The organism is Nocardioides phosphati, from assembly GCF_014646375.1.
In the GTDB taxonomy this organism is placed as follows: Bacteria; Actinomycetota; Actinomycetes; order Propionibacteriales; family Nocardioidaceae; genus Nocardioides; species Nocardioides phosphati.
Window position 1 is genome coordinate 303,887 of record NZ_BMNI01000004.1, and the last position, 17,687, is coordinate 321,573.

Here is a 17,687-nt window from a genome sequence, read left to right on the forward strand (position 1 = left end):
GAGCATGTCCGAACAGCGCCGCGGCCTCCTCCTGGGGGCCGCGGCGTACGGCATCTGGGGGCTCTTCCCGCTCTTCTGGCCGCTGCTCGAGCCGGCCGGCGCGCTGGAGATCCTCGCCCACCGCGTCATCTGGTCAGCGGTCGCGATGACGACCGTCGTCGTGGCCCTGCGCCGCCGCGCTGCGGTGGGTGCGCTCGTCGCCGACCGGCGGCGCCTGCGGTGGCTCGCCGTCGCCGCGGTTGTCGTCGCGTGCAACTGGGGCGGCTACATCTGGGGCGTCAACAACGGCCACGTCGTCGAGACCTCGCTCGGCTACTTCATCAACCCGCTGGTCACGGTGGTCCTCGGCGTGACGGTCCTCGGCGAACGGCTCCGCACCCTGCAGTGGGCGGCACTCGGTCTCGCGCTCGTCGCCGTCGTCGTCCTCACGGTGGACTACGGGCGGCCGCCGTGGATCGCCCTGCTGCTCGCGATCTCGTTCGGCATCTACGGCCTGGCCAAGAAGCAGGCAGCCGCCGGAGCCGTCGAGAGCCTCGCCGTCGAGACCGCCTTCCTCGCTCCGCTCGCCCTCGCGTACGCCGTCGGCCTGGGGCTCACCGGCCACTCGACGTTCGCGTCGGAGGGCGTGGGCCACGCGGCCCTGCTGGCGTCGGCCGGCCTGGTCACCGCCGTCCCCCTGGTGCTCTTCGGCGCCGCCGCCACGCGCATGCCGCTCGTCGTGCTGGGCCTGCTGCAGTACCTCGCGCCGGTCATCCAGTTCGCCCTCGGCGTCCTGCTCTTCCACGAGGAGATGCCCGTCGGGCGCTGGATCGGCTTCGGCCTCGTCTGGCTGGCCCTGGCGCTGCTCACGGCCGAGTCGCTGCGCCACCACCGCCGCGCCCAGCTCGCCCGCGCCGCCGAGGCCCTCACCGCCGCCTGACCTCCCCGAGACGTCGCGAGATCACGCCCGACGTACGCCGAGACGGCGCTTCGTCACACGCTGGCGAACGGCGCAGCCGTGACGAACTGACGCGTCGGCGCGCTCGGGACGTGACGAAGCGACGTCTCGGCGCAGGCACCGCGTGACGAAACGACGTCTCGGCGGGGAAACGGGGTCAGGCAGTGCGGGTTGCGACCACGTCGGCGAACGCCTCGAGAGCGTCGCGCACGGGCCCCTCGGGCAGGACCTTCAGCAGGTCCTTCGCCTCGCGCGCCCGCTCGATCACGTAGGAACGCGCCTCGGCCATCGCCGGGTGCGCACGCAGCAGGCCGAGCGCCTCGGCCAGGTCGGCGTCGGACTCCAGACCGCCGTCGAGCAGCGCGACCAGGCGCTCGTCCTCGGGCCGTCCGGCGCGGCGGACGAGCAGCACGGGCAGCGTCGGGACGCCCTCGCGCAGGTCGGTGCCGGGGGTCTTGCCGGACTCCTCGGTCTCGGAGGCGATGTCGAGGATGTCGTCGGAGATCTGGAAAGCAGCACCGACGATCTCGCCGTACGCCGCGAGGGCCTCCTCGACCTCGGCCGGGGCGCCGGCGAAGCGTGCGCCGTACAGCGCGGAGGTGGCGATGAGCGAGCCGGTCTTGCCGGCCACGACGCGGAGGTGGTGCTCGAGCGCGACCTCGGGAGAGGCCGGCGGCACGGTCTCGAGGATCTGACCCTCGACGAGGCGCGAGAAGGTCTGCGCCTGGATCTTGACCGCGTCGGGGCCGAGCGCGGCGGTGAGCTCGGACGACTTCGAGAAGAGCCAGTCGCCGGTGAGGATCGCGACGTGGTTGTCCCAGCGGGCGTTGGCCGAGTCGGCACCGCGGCGCAGGGCGGCCTCGTCCATGACGTCGTCGTGGTAGAGCGAGGCGAGGTGGGTGAGCTCGACGACGCAGGCGGCATCGATCACTTCCTGCGACGCGGCCCGCGGGCCGGTCTCGGCCGCGAGCAGCACGAGCAGCGGGCGGAACCGCTTGCCGCCGGCGTCCATCAGGTGGCGCGCGGCCTGGGTGACGAAGTCGGCCTCGCTCCGGATGTGGCCGGAGAGTGCCTCCTCGACCTCGACCAGGCGGGCCTTCAGACGGGCTGCCAGCGCCTCGTCGACGACGGGCAGGGCGAGGCCGCTCGAGGGGGCGGGACCAGTAGGAGTCGTGCTCACCTGATGAAGTCTCCCGCATGGGCCGCAAGATCGAGAACCGGGCCGGGTACGACGCCCAGGACGACCGTCGCGACAGCGGTCACCGCGATCGTGGCGGACGTCAGGATGCTCGGCACCGCGACCGTCGGACCGTCGGCCGCGGGCTCGCTGAAGTACATGAGGACGATCACCCGGATGTAGAAGAACGCCGCCATCGCCGAGGTCAGCACGGCGGCCACGACCACCGGCCAGGCGCCTCCGCCCATGGCGGACGCGAAGACGACCCACTTGCCCGTGAAGCCGGCGGTGAACGGGAGACCGGCGAGCGAGAGCAGGAAGAGCGAGAAGACCCCGGCCACCAGCGGTGAGCGCCGCGCCAGACCGGCCCAGCCGCGCATCTCGCCGGACTCACCGGCCGCGTCGCGCACCAGCGTGAGCACCGCGAAGGCGCCGAGCGTCATGAAGCCGTAGGTCACCAGGTAGAAGAGGACCGCCTGCGTCGCACCGATCTGGTCCTTGCCGAGGGCGGCACCCGCGCCGAGGATGCCGGTCAGCACGAAGCCCGTGTGGGCGATCGAGGAGTAGGCGAGCATGCGCTTCACGTCGGACTGCGCGACCGCCAGCACCGCGCCGATCACCATCGTCAGCAGCGCGACCGCCCACAGCACCGGAAGCCACGACCACCGCTCGCCGCCGAGCGCGACGGAGAAGAGCCGCAGCATCGCCACGAACGCCGCCACCTTCGTGCCGGCGGCCATGAACGCCGTGACCGGGGTCGGCGCGCCCTGGTAGACGTCGGGCGTCCAGGCCTGGAACGGCACCGCGCCGACCTTGAAGAGCAGGCCGACCGAGAGCAGGCCGATGCCGGCGAGCAGCAGCCCGCGCTGGCCCGGCGTGTTGGCGATCGCATCGGCGATGCCCCCGAACTGCACCGTGCCGGCGTAGCCGTAGACGAGGGCGATGCCGTAGAGCAGGAAGCCGGAGGAGAAGGCGCCGAGCAGGAAGTACTTCATCGCGGCCTCCTGCGAGAGCAGGCGCCGGCGGCGTGCGAGCCCCGTGAGCAGGTAGAGCGGCAGCGAGAGGACCTCGAGCGCGACGAAGAGCGTCAGCAGGTCGTTGGCCGCGGCGAAGAGGAGCATGCCGCCGACCGCGAAGAGGAGCAGGGGGTAGACCTCGGTGTGCTCGAGGCCGCGCTCCCCCACGCGGCGTTCGGCGTCGGTGCCGGGCAGCGCCGCGGCCTGGCCGGCGAACGCCGAGACCCCGCCGTCGAGGTGGCGCTCGGCGAAGAGCAGGACACCGAGGAAGGCGACGAGCAGCAGCAGGCCCCACGCGAAGACGGCCGGGCCGTCGACGGCGACCGCACCCTCCGCGACCACCGAGCCGCGGGCAGCGCCGCCGCCGCGCGCGTCGAGGCCGGTCGCGACGTAGATGGTGCCGCCGAAGGCGATGCCCAGCGTGGCCAGCGTCAGCAGGACCTGCGTCAGGTAGCGCCAGGCCCGGGGCACGAAGGCCTCGACCACGATGCCGACGCACGCGGCGCCGAGCACGAGGAGCAGCGGCCAGATCAGGTCGTAGCCCAGGTGGGGGCTGTGGAACGTCGTCACTTCTGCGCTCCTGCCTCGGAGGTCGACACGGTGTGGCCGGTCGCCGGGTTGATCACCGACAGCGCGAGCTGCGGCACGAAGCCGAGCAGCAGCATCAGCGCGACCAGCGGGGCGATGGCCGCGACCTCGCGGACGCCGACGTCGCGGACCCCCGCGAGCGACTCACGCTCGGGCCCGGTCACCGCCAGGCGGTAGGCCCGCAGGACGTACGCCGCGGCGAGGACGATGCCCGAGACCGCGATCGTGCCGACCCACCAGTGGTGCCGGAACGCGCCGAGCATGACCAGGAACTCCGACACGAACGGTGAGAGGCCGGGCAGGCCGAGCGTGCCGAGTCCGCCGAGCAGCAGGAGCGCCGCCAGCACGGGTGCCTTCTTCGCGACACCGCCCATCCGCGACAGCAGCGGCGTGCCGGTGCGCTTGATCAGGTAGCCGGCGGCGATGAAGAGCACCGCGGTCGCGAGGCCGTGGTTGAACATGTAGAACGTCGCGCCCGAGACACCCTGGTCGTTGAGGACGAAGACGCCGAGCACGATGAAGCCGAAGTGGCTCAGCGAGGTGAGGCCGGTCAGCACCAGCAGGTCGTCCTGGCCGAGCGCCAGCAGTGCGCCGTACACGATGGAGATGAGCGCGAGCGTGACCACGACCGGGGTCGCCCACTCCGAGGCGCCGGGGAAGAGCTCGAGGCAGAAGCGGAGCATGCCGTAGGTGCCGATCTTGTCGAGCACGCAGATCAGCAGCACGCTCGTGCCCGGTGTGGCGTTGCCGGTCGTGTCGGGCAGCCAGGTGTGGAACGGGAAGATCGGCGCCTTGATCGCGAACGCGACGAAGAAGCCGACGAAGAGCAGCCGCTCCTCGTTGGTCGACAGCGTCAGGTGCCCCAGGTCGGAGATGAGGTACGACGCCGCACCCTCGCGTGCCGAGAAGGCGTAGAGCCCGACGACCGCCGCCAGCATCACGAGACCGCCGGCCAGCATGTAGAGCAGGAACTTCACCGCCGCCGCCGTGCGCGCAGGCCCCTGGCCGAAGCTGCCGATGAGGAAGTACGCCGGGATCAGCGTCGCCTCGAAGACGAGGTAGAAGAGGAAGACGTCCTGCGCGCAGAAGACCGCGAGCGCGAGCGCCTCGACGACCAGCATCAGCGCGAAGAAGCCGCGGGTGTTGCGGGTGTCGGCGTCGTGCCAGGAGGCGGCGATCACGACCGGAACGAGGATGACGGTGAGCAGCACCATCGTCACGCCCAGGCCGTCGACCGCGAGCGCCCAGTGGGCCCCGATCGGCTGGATCCAGGCGTGGTCCTCGGCCCAGGTCTTGCCGGTGTCGGCGTTGGCGATGCCGACGACCGCGCCGACGGCGAGCGTGGCCAGCGAGACCGCGAGCGCGGCCCACTTGGGCAGCGCGTCACCGGGCCGGCCGGGCAGGAACGCCACGACCAGGGCACCGACGAGCGGGAGGGCGATGAGCAACGAGAGCATCATTTGGCGGGGTCCCCGTTCAAAGCGGAGCGGAGCGAGCATTTGAATGGGGTGGCCATCAGATGTTCACCACCAGGAGCGCGAGGACGACGAGCACGGCACCGCCGGCGACGGAGAGCGCGTAGGAGCGGACGAAGCCGTTCTGGATCCGGCGCAGCTGGAGCGAGCCGCCGACCGTGGCCGCAGCCTGGCCCATCACGACCCCGTCGATGACCGAGCGGTCGAAGACCATCAGCCCGTCGACCAGGCGCATCGTGGGCTGGACGACGAGGCCGTCGTTGATCGCGTCGCCGTAGAGGTCGGCGCGGGCCGCCCTGACCGGCCAGGCGACGTCCTGCGGCGCGGAGCGCGGCACGAACCGCTCGCCGACGGTGAACCAGGCGGTCGCGACACCGGCCGCGACGGTCAGGAAGACGATCAGCGTGATCACGAGGGCCGGCATCGGCAGGTGCTCGTGCTCGGCGTGGCCGGTGACCGGCTCGAGCCAGTCGGTGATCCAGCCACCGGCGAGCATCAGGCCGCCGAGCACGGAGAGCGCGGCGAGCACCATGAGCGGGACGGTCATGACGCGCGGCGACTCGTGCGGGTGCACGCCCGGGCTCCAGCGCTTGTCGGTGAAGAACGTGAGCAGCATCAGCCGGGTCATGTAGAACGCCGTGATGCCGGCGCCGAGCACGGCCAGCGCGCCGACCAGCGGGTTGTAGCCGAAGGCGGTCTCGATGATCTTGTCCTTCGACCAGAAGCCGGCGAAGCCCGGGAAGCCGATGATCGCGAGGTAGCCCATGGCGAAGGTCAGGAACGTCACCGGCAGCATCTTCTGCAGCGCGCCGTAGTGCCGCATGTCGACGTCGTCGTCCATGGCGTGCATGACCGAGCCGGCGCCGAGGAACATGTTGGCCTTGAAGAAGCCGTGCGTGAGCAGGTGGAAGATCGCGAACGCCATGCCCGCGGGGCCGAGGCCGGCGCCGAGCATCATGTAGCCGATCTGGCTCATCGTGGAGCCGGCCAGCGCCTTCTTGATGTCGTCCTTCGCGCAGCCGAGCACGGCACCCCAGAGGAGCGTCACGACGGCCACGACGATCACCGCGGTCTGCGCGACCGGCGCCGCCTCGAAGATGGCCCCGCTGCGGACGACGAGGTAGACGCCCGCGGTCACCATCGTCGCGGCGTGGATCAGGGCCGAGACCGGGGTCGGGCCCTCCATCGCGTCGAGGAGCCAGGCCTGCAGCGGCACCTGCGCGCTCTTGCCGCACGCACCGAGGAGCAGCGCGAGGCCGATCAGCGTCAGCGTCTGCTCCGACGGCGGACCCGCGACGTACGACGTGTCGCTGGGCGGGTTGACCCCGAGGGCGACCGCCGAGAACTCCAGCGCACCGAAGTGCACGTACATCAGGAACATCGCGAGCAGCAGCCCCATGTCACCGACGCGGTTCATCACGAACGCCTTGCGCGCAGCGAGGGCCGCGGAGTGCTTGTGCTGCCAGAAGCCGATCAGCAGGTACGACGCCAGGCCGACGCCCTCCCAGCCGACGAAGAGCACCAGGTAGTTGGCGCCCAGCACCAGCAGGAGCATCGCGGCGACGAAGAGGTTGAGGTAGCCGAAGAAGCGACGCCGGCGGGGGTCGTGCTCCATGTAGCCCACGGAGTACAGGTGGATCAGCGAGCCGACGCCGGTGATCAGCAGGACGAAGAGGATCGAGAGCCGGTCGGCCAGCAGGTCGAAGCCGACCTTGAGGTCGCCGACGGTGAGGAAGTTCCACAGGTGCTGGGTGAGCGCGCCGTCGTGGTCCGCAGAGGCGATCCGGACGAAGGCGACGAGGCCCGTGATGAACGAGCCGGTCACCGTGGCGACGCCGAGCCAGTGGCCCCAGGTGTCGGTGTGGCGGCCCCCGAGGAGCAGGATCGCGGCGCCGAGGAGTGGCAGGCCGATGATCAGTGCGAGCACGTCAGCACCTCACAGCTTCAGCAGGTTGGCGTCGTCGACCGAGGCCGAGCGGCGGGTGCGGAACAGGGTCATGATGATCGCCAGGCCCACGACGACCTCGGCCGCCGCCACGACCATGACGAAGAACGCCGCGATCTGGCCGGTCAGGTTGCCGTGGTAGCGGGCGAACGCGACGAGCGCGAGGTTGGCGGCGTTGAGCATCAGCTCGACGCACATGAAGACGACGATCGCGTTGCGGCGTACGAGCACGCCGACGCAGCCGATCGTGAAGAGGATCGTCGACAGCACGATGTAGGGGCCGACGTTGAAGTCCGCGGCGTTCATCGGCCGGCCTCCCCGTGCGACTCGACCATCTTCTCGATCGCCTTCACGTCCTTCGGTGGGGTCTTGTCGTCGTGACGACCGACGAGCGTCCGGTTGAGCGAGAGCTCCGACGGCGAGCCGTCGGGCAGCAGCGCCGGGGTGTCGACCGCGTTGTGGCGGGCGTAGACACCGGGAGCCGGGAGCGGGCCGAGGTGGCGGCCGGACTCGGCGTACTCCTGGACCCGGCGGGCGGCGAGCTCGCGCTGGCCGGCCCGGGGCTCGAGGCGCTCGCGGTGGGCGAGCACCATCGCGCCGACGGCCGCGGTGATCAGCAGCGCCGAGGTGGTCTCGAAGGCGAGCACCCAGTCGGAGAAGAGCAGGTCGGCCAGGGCCGGGACGTTGCCCGCGGCGTTGGCCGTCTCGAGGCCGACCGCCGTGCCGTAGCCGACCTGGCCGACGGCGAGGCCGACCGTGAGGCCGAAGAGGGCACCGACGACCAGCGCCGCGACGCGGTGGCCCTTGATCGTCTCGGTGAGCGAGTCGGAGGCGTCGACGCCGACGAGCATCAGCACGAAGAGGAAGAGCATCAGGATCGCGCCGGTGTAGACGATGATCTGCACCGCGAAGAGGAACGGCGCCTCGAGGCTGGCGTAGAGCACCGCGAGCGAGATCATCACGACCGCGAGCAGGAGCGCGGCGTGCACCGCCTTGCGGACGACGAGGATGCCGAGCGCGGCCACGACCATGATCGGGGCCAGGCACCAGAAGGCGATCAAGACTGGCCCTCCTTGAGCAGGTCCGTCAGCCGCGCCGGCTCCTCGACGAACTCACCGCGGAAGTAGTTCTTCTCGTCGCCGTAGCGCGGCGCGTGCGGCGGCGCCTCCATGCCGGGCGCGAGCGGCGCGAGCAGGTCGGACTTCTCGTAGATCAGGTCGGCACGGTTGTCGTCGGCCAGCTCGTACTCGTTGGTCATCGTCAGCGCGCGGGTCGGGCAGGCCTCGATGCAGAGCCCGCACAGGATGCAGCGCAGGTAGTTGATCTGGTAGACCGCGCCGTAGCGCTCCCCCGGACTGAACCGCTGGCTGTTGCCGTCGGCGTCGAGCTCGTCGGAGTTGTCCGCGCCCTCGACGTAGATCGCGTCGGCCGGGCAGGCCCAGGCGCAGAGCTCGCAGCCGACGCACTTCTCCAGCCCGTCGGGCCAGCGGTTGAGCTGGTGCCGCCCGTGGAAGCGCGGGGCGGTCTGCGGCTTCTCGAAGGGGTACTGCTCCGTGACCGGCTTCTTGAACATGGTCCGGAACGTCACGCCGAAGCCGGCGATCGGGTCCCAGAGGGTCTCCTTGGCGCCCATCAGCGGTCACTCTCCTCGAACACGAGCGGGGCGGCGGCGCCGCGCACGGCACCGCTCTCGGGAAGCTGCGGCACGGGGAAGCCACCGGCGCGCGGCACCTCACGGCGTACGCCGGAGCGCTGGTCGGTCGGGCGCTTCTTCTCGCTCGCGGGCCAGAACATCAGCGCGAGGCAGATCACGATGACCACGCCGGCGGCGATCGGGACGAACGGCCCGCTGAGGTTGTCGAAGCTGCCCTCGTTGCGGGCGACGCGCAGGGTGGCGACGAGCATGATCCACACCAGCGAGATCGGGATCAGCACCTTCCAGCCGAACGCCATGAACTGGTCGTAGCGCAGGCGGGGCAGGGTGCCGCGGAGCCAGACGAAGAAGAAGATGAAGAGCAGGATCTTGCCGAAGAACCACAGCAGCGGCCAGTAGTCCTGGTTGGCGCCGGCCCAGACGTGGGCGATGCCGAACGGCGCGCGCCAGCCGCCCAGGAAGAGCGTCGTCGCGAGCGCAGAGACCGTCGCCATGTTGATGTACTCAGCGAGGAAGAAGAGCGCGAACTTCAGCGAGGAGTACTCGGTGTGGAAGCCGCCGACGAGCTCGCCCTCGGCCTCCGGCAGGTCGAACGGCGCGCGGTTGGTCTCACCCACCATGGAGATCACGTAGATGACGAAGCTGGGCAGCAGCACGAAGCCGAACCACACGTGGTCCTGCGCAGCGACGATCGTGCTCGTCGACATCGAGCCGGCGTAGAGGAAGACGGCCACCAGGCTCAGGCCCATCGCGACCTCGTAGGAGATCATCTGCGCGCTCGAGCGCAGACCACCGAGCAGGGAGTACGTCGACCCCGATGCCCAGCCGCCGAGCACGATGCCGTAGATGCCGATGCTCGCGATCGCCATCACGAAGAGCACGGCCATCGGCATGTCGGTGAGCTGCAGCGGCGTGGTGCGGTCGGTGAACGGGAGCCCGACGACGGGCCCGAACGGGATCACCGAGAACGTGATGAACGCCGGGATCGCCGCGATCACGGGCGCCAGCACGAAGACCACCACGTCGGCGGCCTTCGGGATGATGTCCTCCTTCAGCGCCAGCTTCACGCCGTCGGCGAGCGACTGCAGCAGGCCGAAGGGACCGTGGACGTTGGGGCCGATGCGGTGCTGCATACGCGCGACCACGCGGCGTTCGAACCAGATGTTGAAGAGGGTCAGCAGCACCAGCACGAGGAAGATCGCCAGCACCTTCGCCAGGATCAGCCACCACGGGTCCTTGCCGAACGCCGAGAGGTCCTCGGGCGCAGCCGCGCTGATCGCCAGGAGCGAGATCATCGCTGGACTCCCTTCACCGAGACGGAGGCACCGGGCCCGGCGAGGGTGGCGAGGACGCCGCCCGGCCAGGCATTGGCGGGCACCCAGACGACGCCTTCGGGCAGGTCCGCGACCTCGACCGGCAGCGTCACCTGGCCCCGGTCACCGGTGAGCGTCACCTCGGTGGCGCCGCGGAGCATCTCGTGGGTCTCGGCGGTGATCCGGGCGACCGCGGGACGCTGCGTCTCGAGGAGGACCGAGCCCTCCTCGACCAGCGAGCCGTGGCCGACGAGCTGCTTCCAGGTCGCGAGCGCGAGCTTGGTCTTGAGCACCTTGCGCGCGGGAGCCGGCTTCTCGGAGGGAGCCGCCGGGCGCTCACCGTCCCACGGGCCGACCTGCTCCATCTCGGCGCGGGCCCCGTCGGTGGTCGCGAAGCCCAGCGTCGTGCCCATCTCGTCGGCGATGCCGGCCAGCACCCGCAGGTCGGGCATCGAGCCCGGCACGTCGAAGATCTTCGCGAAGGTCCGCGGACGGCCCTCCCAGGTCACGAACATGCCGGCCTTCTCCGTCACGGGAGCGACCGGGAGGACGACGTCGGCCAGGCGCGTCACGCTGGTCTCGGTCAGCTCGAGGCTGACCACGAAGCCGGCCGCGTCGATCGCGGCGAGCGCGTGGGCCGGGTCGGCGAGGTCCTCGGCAGCGACACCGCCGATGACCAGGCCAGCGAGCTCGCCGGCGGCAGCCGCGGCGAGGATCGCGTCGCCGTCGCGTCCGATGCCTGCGGGCAGGTGCTCGACGCCCCAGGCCGCACCGAGGTCGATGCGGGCGGTCGGCTCCTCGACGGGGCGGCCGCCGGGCAGCAGGTTGGGCAGGCAGCCGGTCTCGACGGCACCACGGTCACCGGCACGGCGAGGAACCCAGGCCAGCCGTGCGCCCGTGGTGGCGGCGAGCGCGGTGGCCGCGGAGAGCGCGCCGGGCGACGAGGCGAGGCGCTCGCCGACCAGAAGCACGGTGTCGGCGCCGATGCCCTCGAGCATGGCGATCGCCCCGGCCTCTTCGCCGGGCGCGGCCTGGACGAGCTGACCGCCGAGCTTCAGCAGGCCGCGGCTGGCGAAGGGCGCCACCGCGACGACGCGGAGGCCGTTGGCTCGCACGGCCTTGCGGAGCCGGAGGAAGAGCGTGCCGGCCTCGTCCTCGGGCTCGAGGCCGAGCAGGACGACGGACGCGGCGCGGTCGAGGTCGGCGTACTGGACGTCGTTGCTGAGCGCGACCGTGGAGGCGAGGAACTGCGCCTCCTCCGCGGAGTGCGGGCGGGCGCGGAAGTCGATGTCGTTGGTGCCGAGGACGACGCGGGCGAACTTCGAGTACGCGTAGGCGTCCTCGCCGGTCAGCCGCCCACCGGTGAGTACGCCGACACCGCCCGCCGCCTTCGCGGCAGCCAGGCCACGCGCGGCGACGGTGAACGCCTCGGGCCACGACGCAGCGCGGAGCTCACCGGTCTCGGCGTCACGGACCAGTGGGTGCTGGAGCCGGGCCGCCGGGCGCTGGTAGCGGAAGGCGTAGCGGTCCTTGTCGGAGATCCACTCCTCGTTGACCTCCGGGTCGTTGCCGGAGAGCCGGCGGACGACCTTGCCCCGGCGGTGGTCGACCCGGATCGCCGCACCGCAGGCGTCGTGCTCGGCGATGCTCGGGCTCGAGACCAGGTCGAACGGCCGCGCGCGGAACCGGTAGTCGGCGCTGGTCAGCGCACCGACCGGGCAGATCTGCACGACGTTGCCGGAGAAGTAGGAGTCGAACGGCGCGTCCGTGGCCGTGCCGATCTGCTGGCGCGCGCCACGCTCGATCAGCGCGATGCCCGGGTCGCCGGGGATCTCGGCGGCGAAGCGGGTGCAGCGCTGGCAGACGATGCAGCGCTCGCGGTCGAGGAGGATCTGCGGGGAGATCGGGATCGGCTTCTCGAAGGTCCGCTTGACGCCACCCTGCGCGGCAAACCGGGACTCCCCCTGGCCGGACGACATCGCCTGGTTCTGCAGGGGGCACTCGCCACCCTTGTCGCAGACCGGGCAGTCGAGCGGGTGGTTGATCAGCAGCAGCTCCATCACGCCGCGCTGCGCCTTCTCGGCGACCGGGTTGGAGACCTGGGTCTCGACGACCATGCCCTCGGCGCAGGTGAGGGTGCAGGAGGCCTGCGGCTTCGGGATCGGGCGGCCGTTGCCGCCGTCGGGCACCTCGACCAGGCACTGGCGGCAGGCACCGACCGGCGCGAGCAGCGGGTGGTCGCAGAACCGTGGGACCTGCACGCCGACCTGCTCGGCGGCGCGGATGACGAGCGTGCCCTTCGGCACCGTCACGCTCATGCCGTCGACGGTCAGCGTGACCTTGTCGTCGGCGATGGCCGGCGTGGCGCCGGGCGTGGTCGCGGGCGTGCTCATGCGTGCACCTCCTGGCGCGGGGCCCACGCGGTGGAGGCTGCGGCGTCGAAGGGACAGCCCCCGTGCTCGAGGTGGGCGAGGTACTCGTCGCGGAAGTGCTGGATCGACGACACCACCGGCGAGGTCGCACCGTCGCCGAGGGCGCAGAAGGAGCGGCCGGCGATGTTCTCGCACTGGTCGAGGAGCTGGTCGAGGTCGGCGGCGTTGCCCTGGCCGTTCTCCAGCCGGGTCAGCACCTGCACCAGCCACCACGTGCCCTCACGGCACGGGGTGCACTTGCCGCACGACTCGTGCTTGTAGAACTCCGACCAGCGCAGCACCGCGCGTACGACGCAGGTGGTCTCGTCGAAGACCTGCAGGGCGCGGGTGCCGAGCATCGAGCCGGCGGCGCCGACCGCCTCGTAGTCGAGGGGGACGTCGAGGTGCTGGTCGGTGAGGATCGGGGTGCTCGAGCCGCCGGGGGTCCAGAACTTCAGCTGGTGCCCGTGGCGCACTCCCCCGGCCAGGTCGAGCAGCTCGCGCAGCGTGATGCCGAGCGGCGCTTCGTACTGGCCCGGGCGGGTCACGTGGCCCGACAGCGAGTAGATGACGAAGCCCTTGGACTTCTCGGTGCCGAGGCTGGCGAACCAGTCGGCGCCCTTGCCGATGATCGCCGGCACGGAGGCGATCGACTCGACGTTGTTGATGACGGTCGGTCGCGCGTAGAGACCAGCCACGGCCGGGAACGGCGGGCGCAGGCGCGGCTGGCCGCGGCGACCCTCGAGCGAGTCGAGGAGCGCGGTCTCCTCGCCGCAGATGTAGGCACCGGCACCGGCGTGGACGATGAGGTCCACCCCGGCCGGGCTGTCCGGGCCGAGGTGGCCCGCGGCGTACGCCTCGGCGACGGCGGCGCGCAGGCGGCGGATCACGTGGAGGACCTCGCCGCGCACGTAGATGAAGGCCTGCTTCGCGCGGATCGCGTAGCTGCTGATGATCACGCCCTCCACGAGGGTGTGCGGCGAGGCCATCATCAGCGGGATGTCCTTGCAGGTGCCCGGCTCGGACTCGTCGGCGTTGACCACCAGGTAGCGCGGCGTCGGGTTGGCCTCGTCGTACGGCGGGAGGAAGCCCCACTTCATGCCGGTCGGGAAGCCGGCGCCACCACGGCCGCGGAGGCCGGAGTCCTTGACCGCGGCGACGACCTCGTCGGGGCTCTTCGTCAGCGCCTTGGCGAGCGCCTGGTAGCCACCCTGCCGGGTGTAGGCGTCGAGGGTCCAGCTGCGGTCGGTGCCCCAGTTGGCCGTCAGGACCGGGGTGATCGGGGAGCTCACTTGCCCTCCAGCGTCTTGAGGCCGGCGAGCGAGGCGTCGCCCGCGGACGGGCCCTCATCGGCGCGGCCGTCGTCGTAGCCGGCGAGCACGCGCTCGGCCTCGCGCCAGGAGCAGATCTTCGCGCCGCGGGAGGCGGTGACCTCGCGGCCCGCGCGGAGGTCGTCGACCAGCTGCTTCGCGGACGCCGGCGTCTGGTTGTCGAAGAACTCCCAGTTGACCATCACGACGGGCGCGTAGTCGCAGGCCGCGTTGCACTCGACGTGCTCGAGGGTGACCTTGCCGTCGGCGGTCGTCTCGTCGTTGCCGACCTGCAGGTGCTCCTTGAGCTCGGCGAAGATCTGGTCGCCGCCCATGACCGCACAGAGCGTGTTGGTGCAGACGCCGACGTGGTGCTCGCCGACCGGCTTGCGCTTGTACATCGTGTAGAAGGTCGCGACACCGCTGACCTCGGCCGCCGTCAGCCCGAGGATCTCGGCGCAGGCGTTGATGCCCTCCGGCGTCACGCGCCCCTCGACCGACTGCACGAGGTGGAGCATCGGCAGCAGGCCCGAGCGCGCCTGCGGGTAGCGCCCGGCGATCTCCTGCAGCTCGGCGTACGTCGTGGCGTTGATGCTCACCGGTCCACGCCTCCCATCACGGGGTCGATCGAGGCGATCGCGACGATGACGTCGGCGACTGCGCCGCCCTCGCTCATCACGCTGGTCGCCTGCAGGTTGGTGAAGCTCGGGTCGCGGAAGTGCACGCGGAACGGGCGGGTGCCGCCGTCGGACACGACGTGGGCGCCGAGCTCGCCGCGCGGGCTCTCGATCGGCACGTAGGCCTGGCCGGGCGGGACCCGGAAGCCCTCGGTCACCAGCTTGAAGTGGTGGATCAGCGCCTCCATCGACTCGCCCATGATGTGGCGGATGTGGTCGAGGGAGTTGCCCATGCCGTCGGCGCCGATCGCGAGCTGGCTGGGCCAGGCGATCTTCTTGTCGGCGACCATGACGGGAGCGCCCTCGAGGTCGGCGAGGCGGTTGGCGGCCTGCTCGACGATGCGCAGGCTCTCCTCCATCTCGGCCAGGCGCACCCGGAAGCGGCCGTAGGCGTCGGCGGTGTCCCACGTGATCACGTCGAAGTCGTAGTCCTCGTAGCCGGAGTACGGCGAGGTCTTGCGGAGGTCCCAGGCGTAGCCGGCGGAGCGGAGCACCGGCCCGGAGATGCCGAGGGCCAGGCAGCCCTCGAGGTCGAGGTGGCCGACCCCGGACAGTCGCGCCTTGAAGATCGGGTTGGCGTTGCACAGCGCGGCGTACTCGGGGAGGCGCTTGCGCATGAGCGCGACGAAGCTGCGGATCTCGTCGAGCGCACCCGGCGGGAGGTCCTGGGCGACGCCGCCGGGACGGATGAACGCGTGGTTCATCCGGAGGCCGGTGATCAGCTCGAAGAGGTCGAGGACCAGCTCGCGCTCGCGGAAGCCGATCGTCATGACGGTCAGCGCGCCGATCTCCATGCCGCCGGTGGCGATGCAGACCAGGTGGGAGGAGATCCGGTTGAGCTCCATCAGGAGGACGCGCATGACCTGCGCCTTCTCCGGGACCTGGTCCTCGATGTCGAGGAGGCGCTCCACGCCGAGGCAGTACGTCGCCTCGTTGAAGAACGGCGACAGGTAGTCCATGCGGGTGCAGAACGTGACGCCCTGGACCCAGCTGCGGAACTCCATGTTCTTCTCGATGCCGGTGTGGAGGTAGCCGATGCCGCACCGGGCCTCGGTCACCGTCTCGCCCTCGAGCTCGAGGATCAGCCGGAGCACGCCGTGGGTCGACGGGTGCTGCGGGCCCATGTTGACGACAACGCGCTCGCTGGCGTCGGGGTTCAGCTCGTCGGTGAAGTCGTCCCAGTCCTGGCCGCCGACCGTGAAGACACGGCCCTCGGTGGTCTCGGTGCTGGTCGCTGCGTAGGGGTCAGTCATCAGGAGTAGGACCTCCGCTGGTCCGGCGGCGGGACGGTGCCGCCCTTGTACTCGACCGGGATGCCGCCGAGGGGGTAGTCCTTGCGCTGCGGGTGGCCGGGCCAGTCGTCGGGCATCTGGATGCGCGTGAGCGCCGGGTGACCGTCGAAGACCAGGCCGAAGAAGTCCCACGCCTCGCGCTCGTGCCAGTCGAGCGTCGGGTAGGTCGCGACGCAGCTGGGCAGGTGGCGGTCGCTGTCGGGCGTCGTGGTCTCGACCCGGATCCGCCGGTTGTGGGTCATGCTCAGCAGGCTGTAGACCGCGTGGAGCTCGCGCCCCGCGTCGTCGGGGTAGTGCACACCGCTGACGCCCGCGCAGAACTCGAAGCGCTGCTCGTCGCGGAGCGTCTGCATGGCGTTCTGCAGGTGCTCGCGGGCCACGTGGAAGGTGATCTCGCCACGGTGGATGACCACGCGCTCGACCAGGCCCTCGAGCGAGTCGGCGACGACGTCGTACCACCCGCCGTACGGGCGCTCGGCCTGGCCGGGGTAGACGATCGGCGCGACGAGCCCGCCGTAGCCGCTGGTGTCGCCGCCGTCCCGGGCACCGAACATACCCTTGCGTACGCCGACGGCGGGGCTGCGGACGAAGCCGGAGGTCGAGTCGGTGGTCGCCTCGATCTCGGGCGAGCTCGGCTCGTGGGTGGCCGGCTGCGGGTCCTTGCCCGGACCGCCGGGGGTGGTGTCACTCACCGCGCATCCGGCCCTTCATCAGGCTGGTGGGAGTGGCGATCAGGCCCTCGGCCTCGAGGTCGCGGATCTGCGCGGTGCGGTTGGCGCCGAGCTTGCCGTGCTGGACCTGGTCGTGGAGCTTGAGGATCGCGTCGATCAGCATCTCCGGGCGAGGCGGACAGCCGGGGAGGTACATGTCGACGGGGACGACGTGGTCGACGCCCTGGACGATCGCGTAGTTGTTGAACATGCCGCCGGAGCTCGCGCAGACGCCCATCGCGAGCACCCACTTCGGCTCGGCCATCTGGTCGTAGATCTGGCGCAGCACCGGGGCCATCTTCTGGCTGACGCGACCCGCGACGATCATCAGGTCGGCCTGGCGCGGGGAGGCCCGGAAGACCTCCATGCCGAACCGGCCGAGGTCGTACTTCGGGCCGCCGCTCGTCATCATCTCGATCGCGCAGCAGGCCAGGCCGAACGTCGCCGGCCAGAACGCCGCCTTGCGCATGTAGCCGGCGAGCCCCTCGACCGTCGTCAGCAGGACTCCGCTGGGGAGCTTCTCTTCTAGACCCATTGTGTTGTTGCCTCAGTCCCAGTCGAGTCCGCCGCGGCGCCACACGTACGCGTAGGCCACGAACACCGTGCCGAGGAAGACCGCCATCTCCGCGAGGCCGAACCAGCCCAGGGCGTCGAGATGGACCGCCCAGGGGTAGAGGAAGACGATCTCGATGTCGAAGACGATGAAGAGCATCGCGATGATGAAGAACTTCACCGGGAAGCGGCCGCTCAGCGCGTTGGGCGTCGGCTCGATGCCGCACTCGTACGCGTCGAGCTTGGCGCGGTTGTAGCGCTTCGGGCCCGTGAAGCTGCTCATCACGACGGATCCGATGGCGAATGCACCCGCCAGCACCGCCAGTGCCAACACGGGAACGTAGAGCTCCACACACCCTCCTGCGCGCTTGTGAATCGGTTCACTAAGTGGCCCGGGTCACAGTCTAGGGATGTGGCGGTCATGCGCAAGGAGGCGGGTCGACGGGGTGTCCGGCAACCCGGACATTCCGGCTGTGAGGTGCGCGATGCCAGTGATCGGCACTCGCCGTTGTGGTGGTGCCGGGCGTACGCCGGGCGGCGGGCGGCGGCAGTGGAGTCCAGCAGAGTGGTGTACGACGTCCTGAGTGAGCGCGTGCCTCCAACGTAGGCGCGGCCACCGGGTGAATCCTT

General features: G+C 70.9%; 16 protein-coding genes. 1 reads left to right on the forward strand and 15 read right to left on the reverse strand.

Features of this window, described 5'->3' with window-relative positions; translation table 11 throughout:
• Positions 1-4 precede the first annotated feature (4 nt).
• Entirely contained in the window at positions 5-919 is a 915-nt protein-coding gene (rarD, locus tag IEX47_RS10930; RefSeq protein WP_188784016.1) for an EamA family transporter RarD, read from the forward strand.
• Positions 920-1,094: 175 nt separating this feature from the next.
• On the opposite strand, the gene IEX47_RS10935 is transcribed toward rarD, so the two are convergent.
• The 15 genes from IEX47_RS10935 to IEX47_RS11005 are packed head-to-tail and all read right to left on the reverse strand — an operon-like array spanning position 1,095 to position 17,409.
• Positions 1,095-2,117, reverse strand: a complete 1,023-nt coding sequence (locus IEX47_RS10935; protein ID WP_188784017.1) for a polyprenyl synthetase family protein — start codon at positions 2,115-2,117, stop codon at positions 1,095-1,097.
• Positions 2,114-3,700 carry an NADH-quinone oxidoreductase subunit NuoN gene (nuoN, locus tag IEX47_RS10940; protein WP_188784018.1) on the reverse strand — a complete coding sequence of 529 codons (1,587 nt, stop codon included), beginning with the start codon at positions 3,698-3,700 and terminating at the stop codon, positions 2,114-2,116. The genes IEX47_RS10935 and nuoN overlap by 4 nt, the downstream gene beginning before the upstream one ends.
• On the reverse strand, positions 3,697-5,178 hold the full coding sequence (locus IEX47_RS10945; RefSeq protein WP_188784019.1) for an NADH-quinone oxidoreductase subunit M: 1,482 nt from the start codon (positions 5,176-5,178) through the stop codon (positions 3,697-3,699). The genes nuoN and IEX47_RS10945 overlap by 4 nt, the downstream gene beginning before the upstream one ends.
• Before the next feature lie 55 nt (positions 5,179-5,233).
• Positions 5,234-7,120, reverse strand: coding sequence for an NADH-quinone oxidoreductase subunit L (nuoL, locus tag IEX47_RS10950; protein WP_188784020.1), 1,887 nt, complete (start codon positions 7,118-7,120; stop codon positions 5,234-5,236).
• A gap of 9 nt (positions 7,121-7,129) precedes the next feature.
• Positions 7,130-7,444 carry an NADH-quinone oxidoreductase subunit NuoK gene (gene nuoK / locus IEX47_RS10955; protein WP_188784021.1) on the reverse strand — a complete coding sequence of 105 codons (315 nt, stop codon included), beginning with the start codon at positions 7,442-7,444 and terminating at the stop codon, positions 7,130-7,132.
• Positions 7,441-8,169 (reverse strand): NADH-quinone oxidoreductase subunit J, encoded by a 729-nt coding sequence (locus IEX47_RS10960; RefSeq protein ID WP_229662807.1) that lies wholly within the window; start codon positions 8,167-8,169, stop codon positions 7,441-7,443. The genes nuoK and IEX47_RS10960 overlap by 4 nt, the downstream gene beginning before the upstream one ends.
• A gap of 26 nt (positions 8,170-8,195) precedes the next feature.
• Positions 8,196-8,771: an NADH-quinone oxidoreductase subunit NuoI gene (gene nuoI, locus IEX47_RS10965; protein WP_188784023.1), complete on the reverse strand. Its 576-nt coding sequence runs from the start codon at positions 8,769-8,771 to the stop codon at positions 8,196-8,198.
• Complete coding sequence (gene nuoH, locus IEX47_RS10970) at positions 8,771-10,087, reverse strand: NADH-quinone oxidoreductase subunit NuoH (protein WP_188784024.1); 1,317 nt, start codon at positions 10,085-10,087, stop codon at positions 8,771-8,773. The genes nuoI and nuoH overlap by 1 nt, the downstream gene beginning before the upstream one ends.
• Positions 10,084-12,498, reverse strand: a complete 2,415-nt coding sequence (locus IEX47_RS10975) for an NADH-quinone oxidoreductase subunit G (protein ID WP_188784025.1) — start codon at positions 12,496-12,498, stop codon at positions 10,084-10,086. The genes nuoH and IEX47_RS10975 overlap by 4 nt, the downstream gene beginning before the upstream one ends.
• Positions 12,495-13,808: an NADH-quinone oxidoreductase subunit NuoF gene (nuoF, locus tag IEX47_RS10980; RefSeq protein WP_188784026.1), complete on the reverse strand. Its 1,314-nt coding sequence runs from the start codon at positions 13,806-13,808 to the stop codon at positions 12,495-12,497. Before nuoF ends, IEX47_RS10975 begins: the two co-directional genes overlap by 4 nt.
• Positions 13,805-14,425, reverse strand: coding sequence for an NADH-quinone oxidoreductase subunit NuoE (gene nuoE, locus IEX47_RS10985; protein ID WP_188784027.1), 621 nt, complete (start codon positions 14,423-14,425; stop codon positions 13,805-13,807). The genes nuoF and nuoE overlap by 4 nt, the downstream gene beginning before the upstream one ends.
• Positions 14,422-15,756: an NADH-quinone oxidoreductase subunit D gene (locus IEX47_RS10990; protein WP_188784028.1), complete on the reverse strand. Its 1,335-nt coding sequence runs from the start codon at positions 15,754-15,756 to the stop codon at positions 14,422-14,424. Before IEX47_RS10990 ends, nuoE begins: the two co-directional genes overlap by 4 nt.
• The gene (locus tag IEX47_RS10995) at positions 15,756-16,487 is read right to left on the reverse strand and encodes an NADH-quinone oxidoreductase subunit C (RefSeq protein ID WP_188784029.1); all 732 of its coding nucleotides are present in this window, start codon (positions 16,485-16,487) and stop codon (positions 15,756-15,758) included. Before IEX47_RS10995 ends, IEX47_RS10990 begins: the two co-directional genes overlap by 1 nt.
• Entirely contained in the window at positions 16,480-17,040 is a 561-nt protein-coding gene (locus IEX47_RS11000) for a NuoB/complex I 20 kDa subunit family protein (protein ID WP_188784030.1), read from the reverse strand. Before IEX47_RS11000 ends, IEX47_RS10995 begins: the two co-directional genes overlap by 8 nt.
• Before the next feature lie 12 nt (positions 17,041-17,052).
• The gene (locus tag IEX47_RS11005) at positions 17,053-17,409 is read right to left on the reverse strand and encodes an NADH-quinone oxidoreductase subunit A (protein WP_188784031.1); all 357 of its coding nucleotides are present in this window, start codon (positions 17,407-17,409) and stop codon (positions 17,053-17,055) included.
• Between the last annotated feature and the right edge of the window lie 278 nt (positions 17,410-17,687).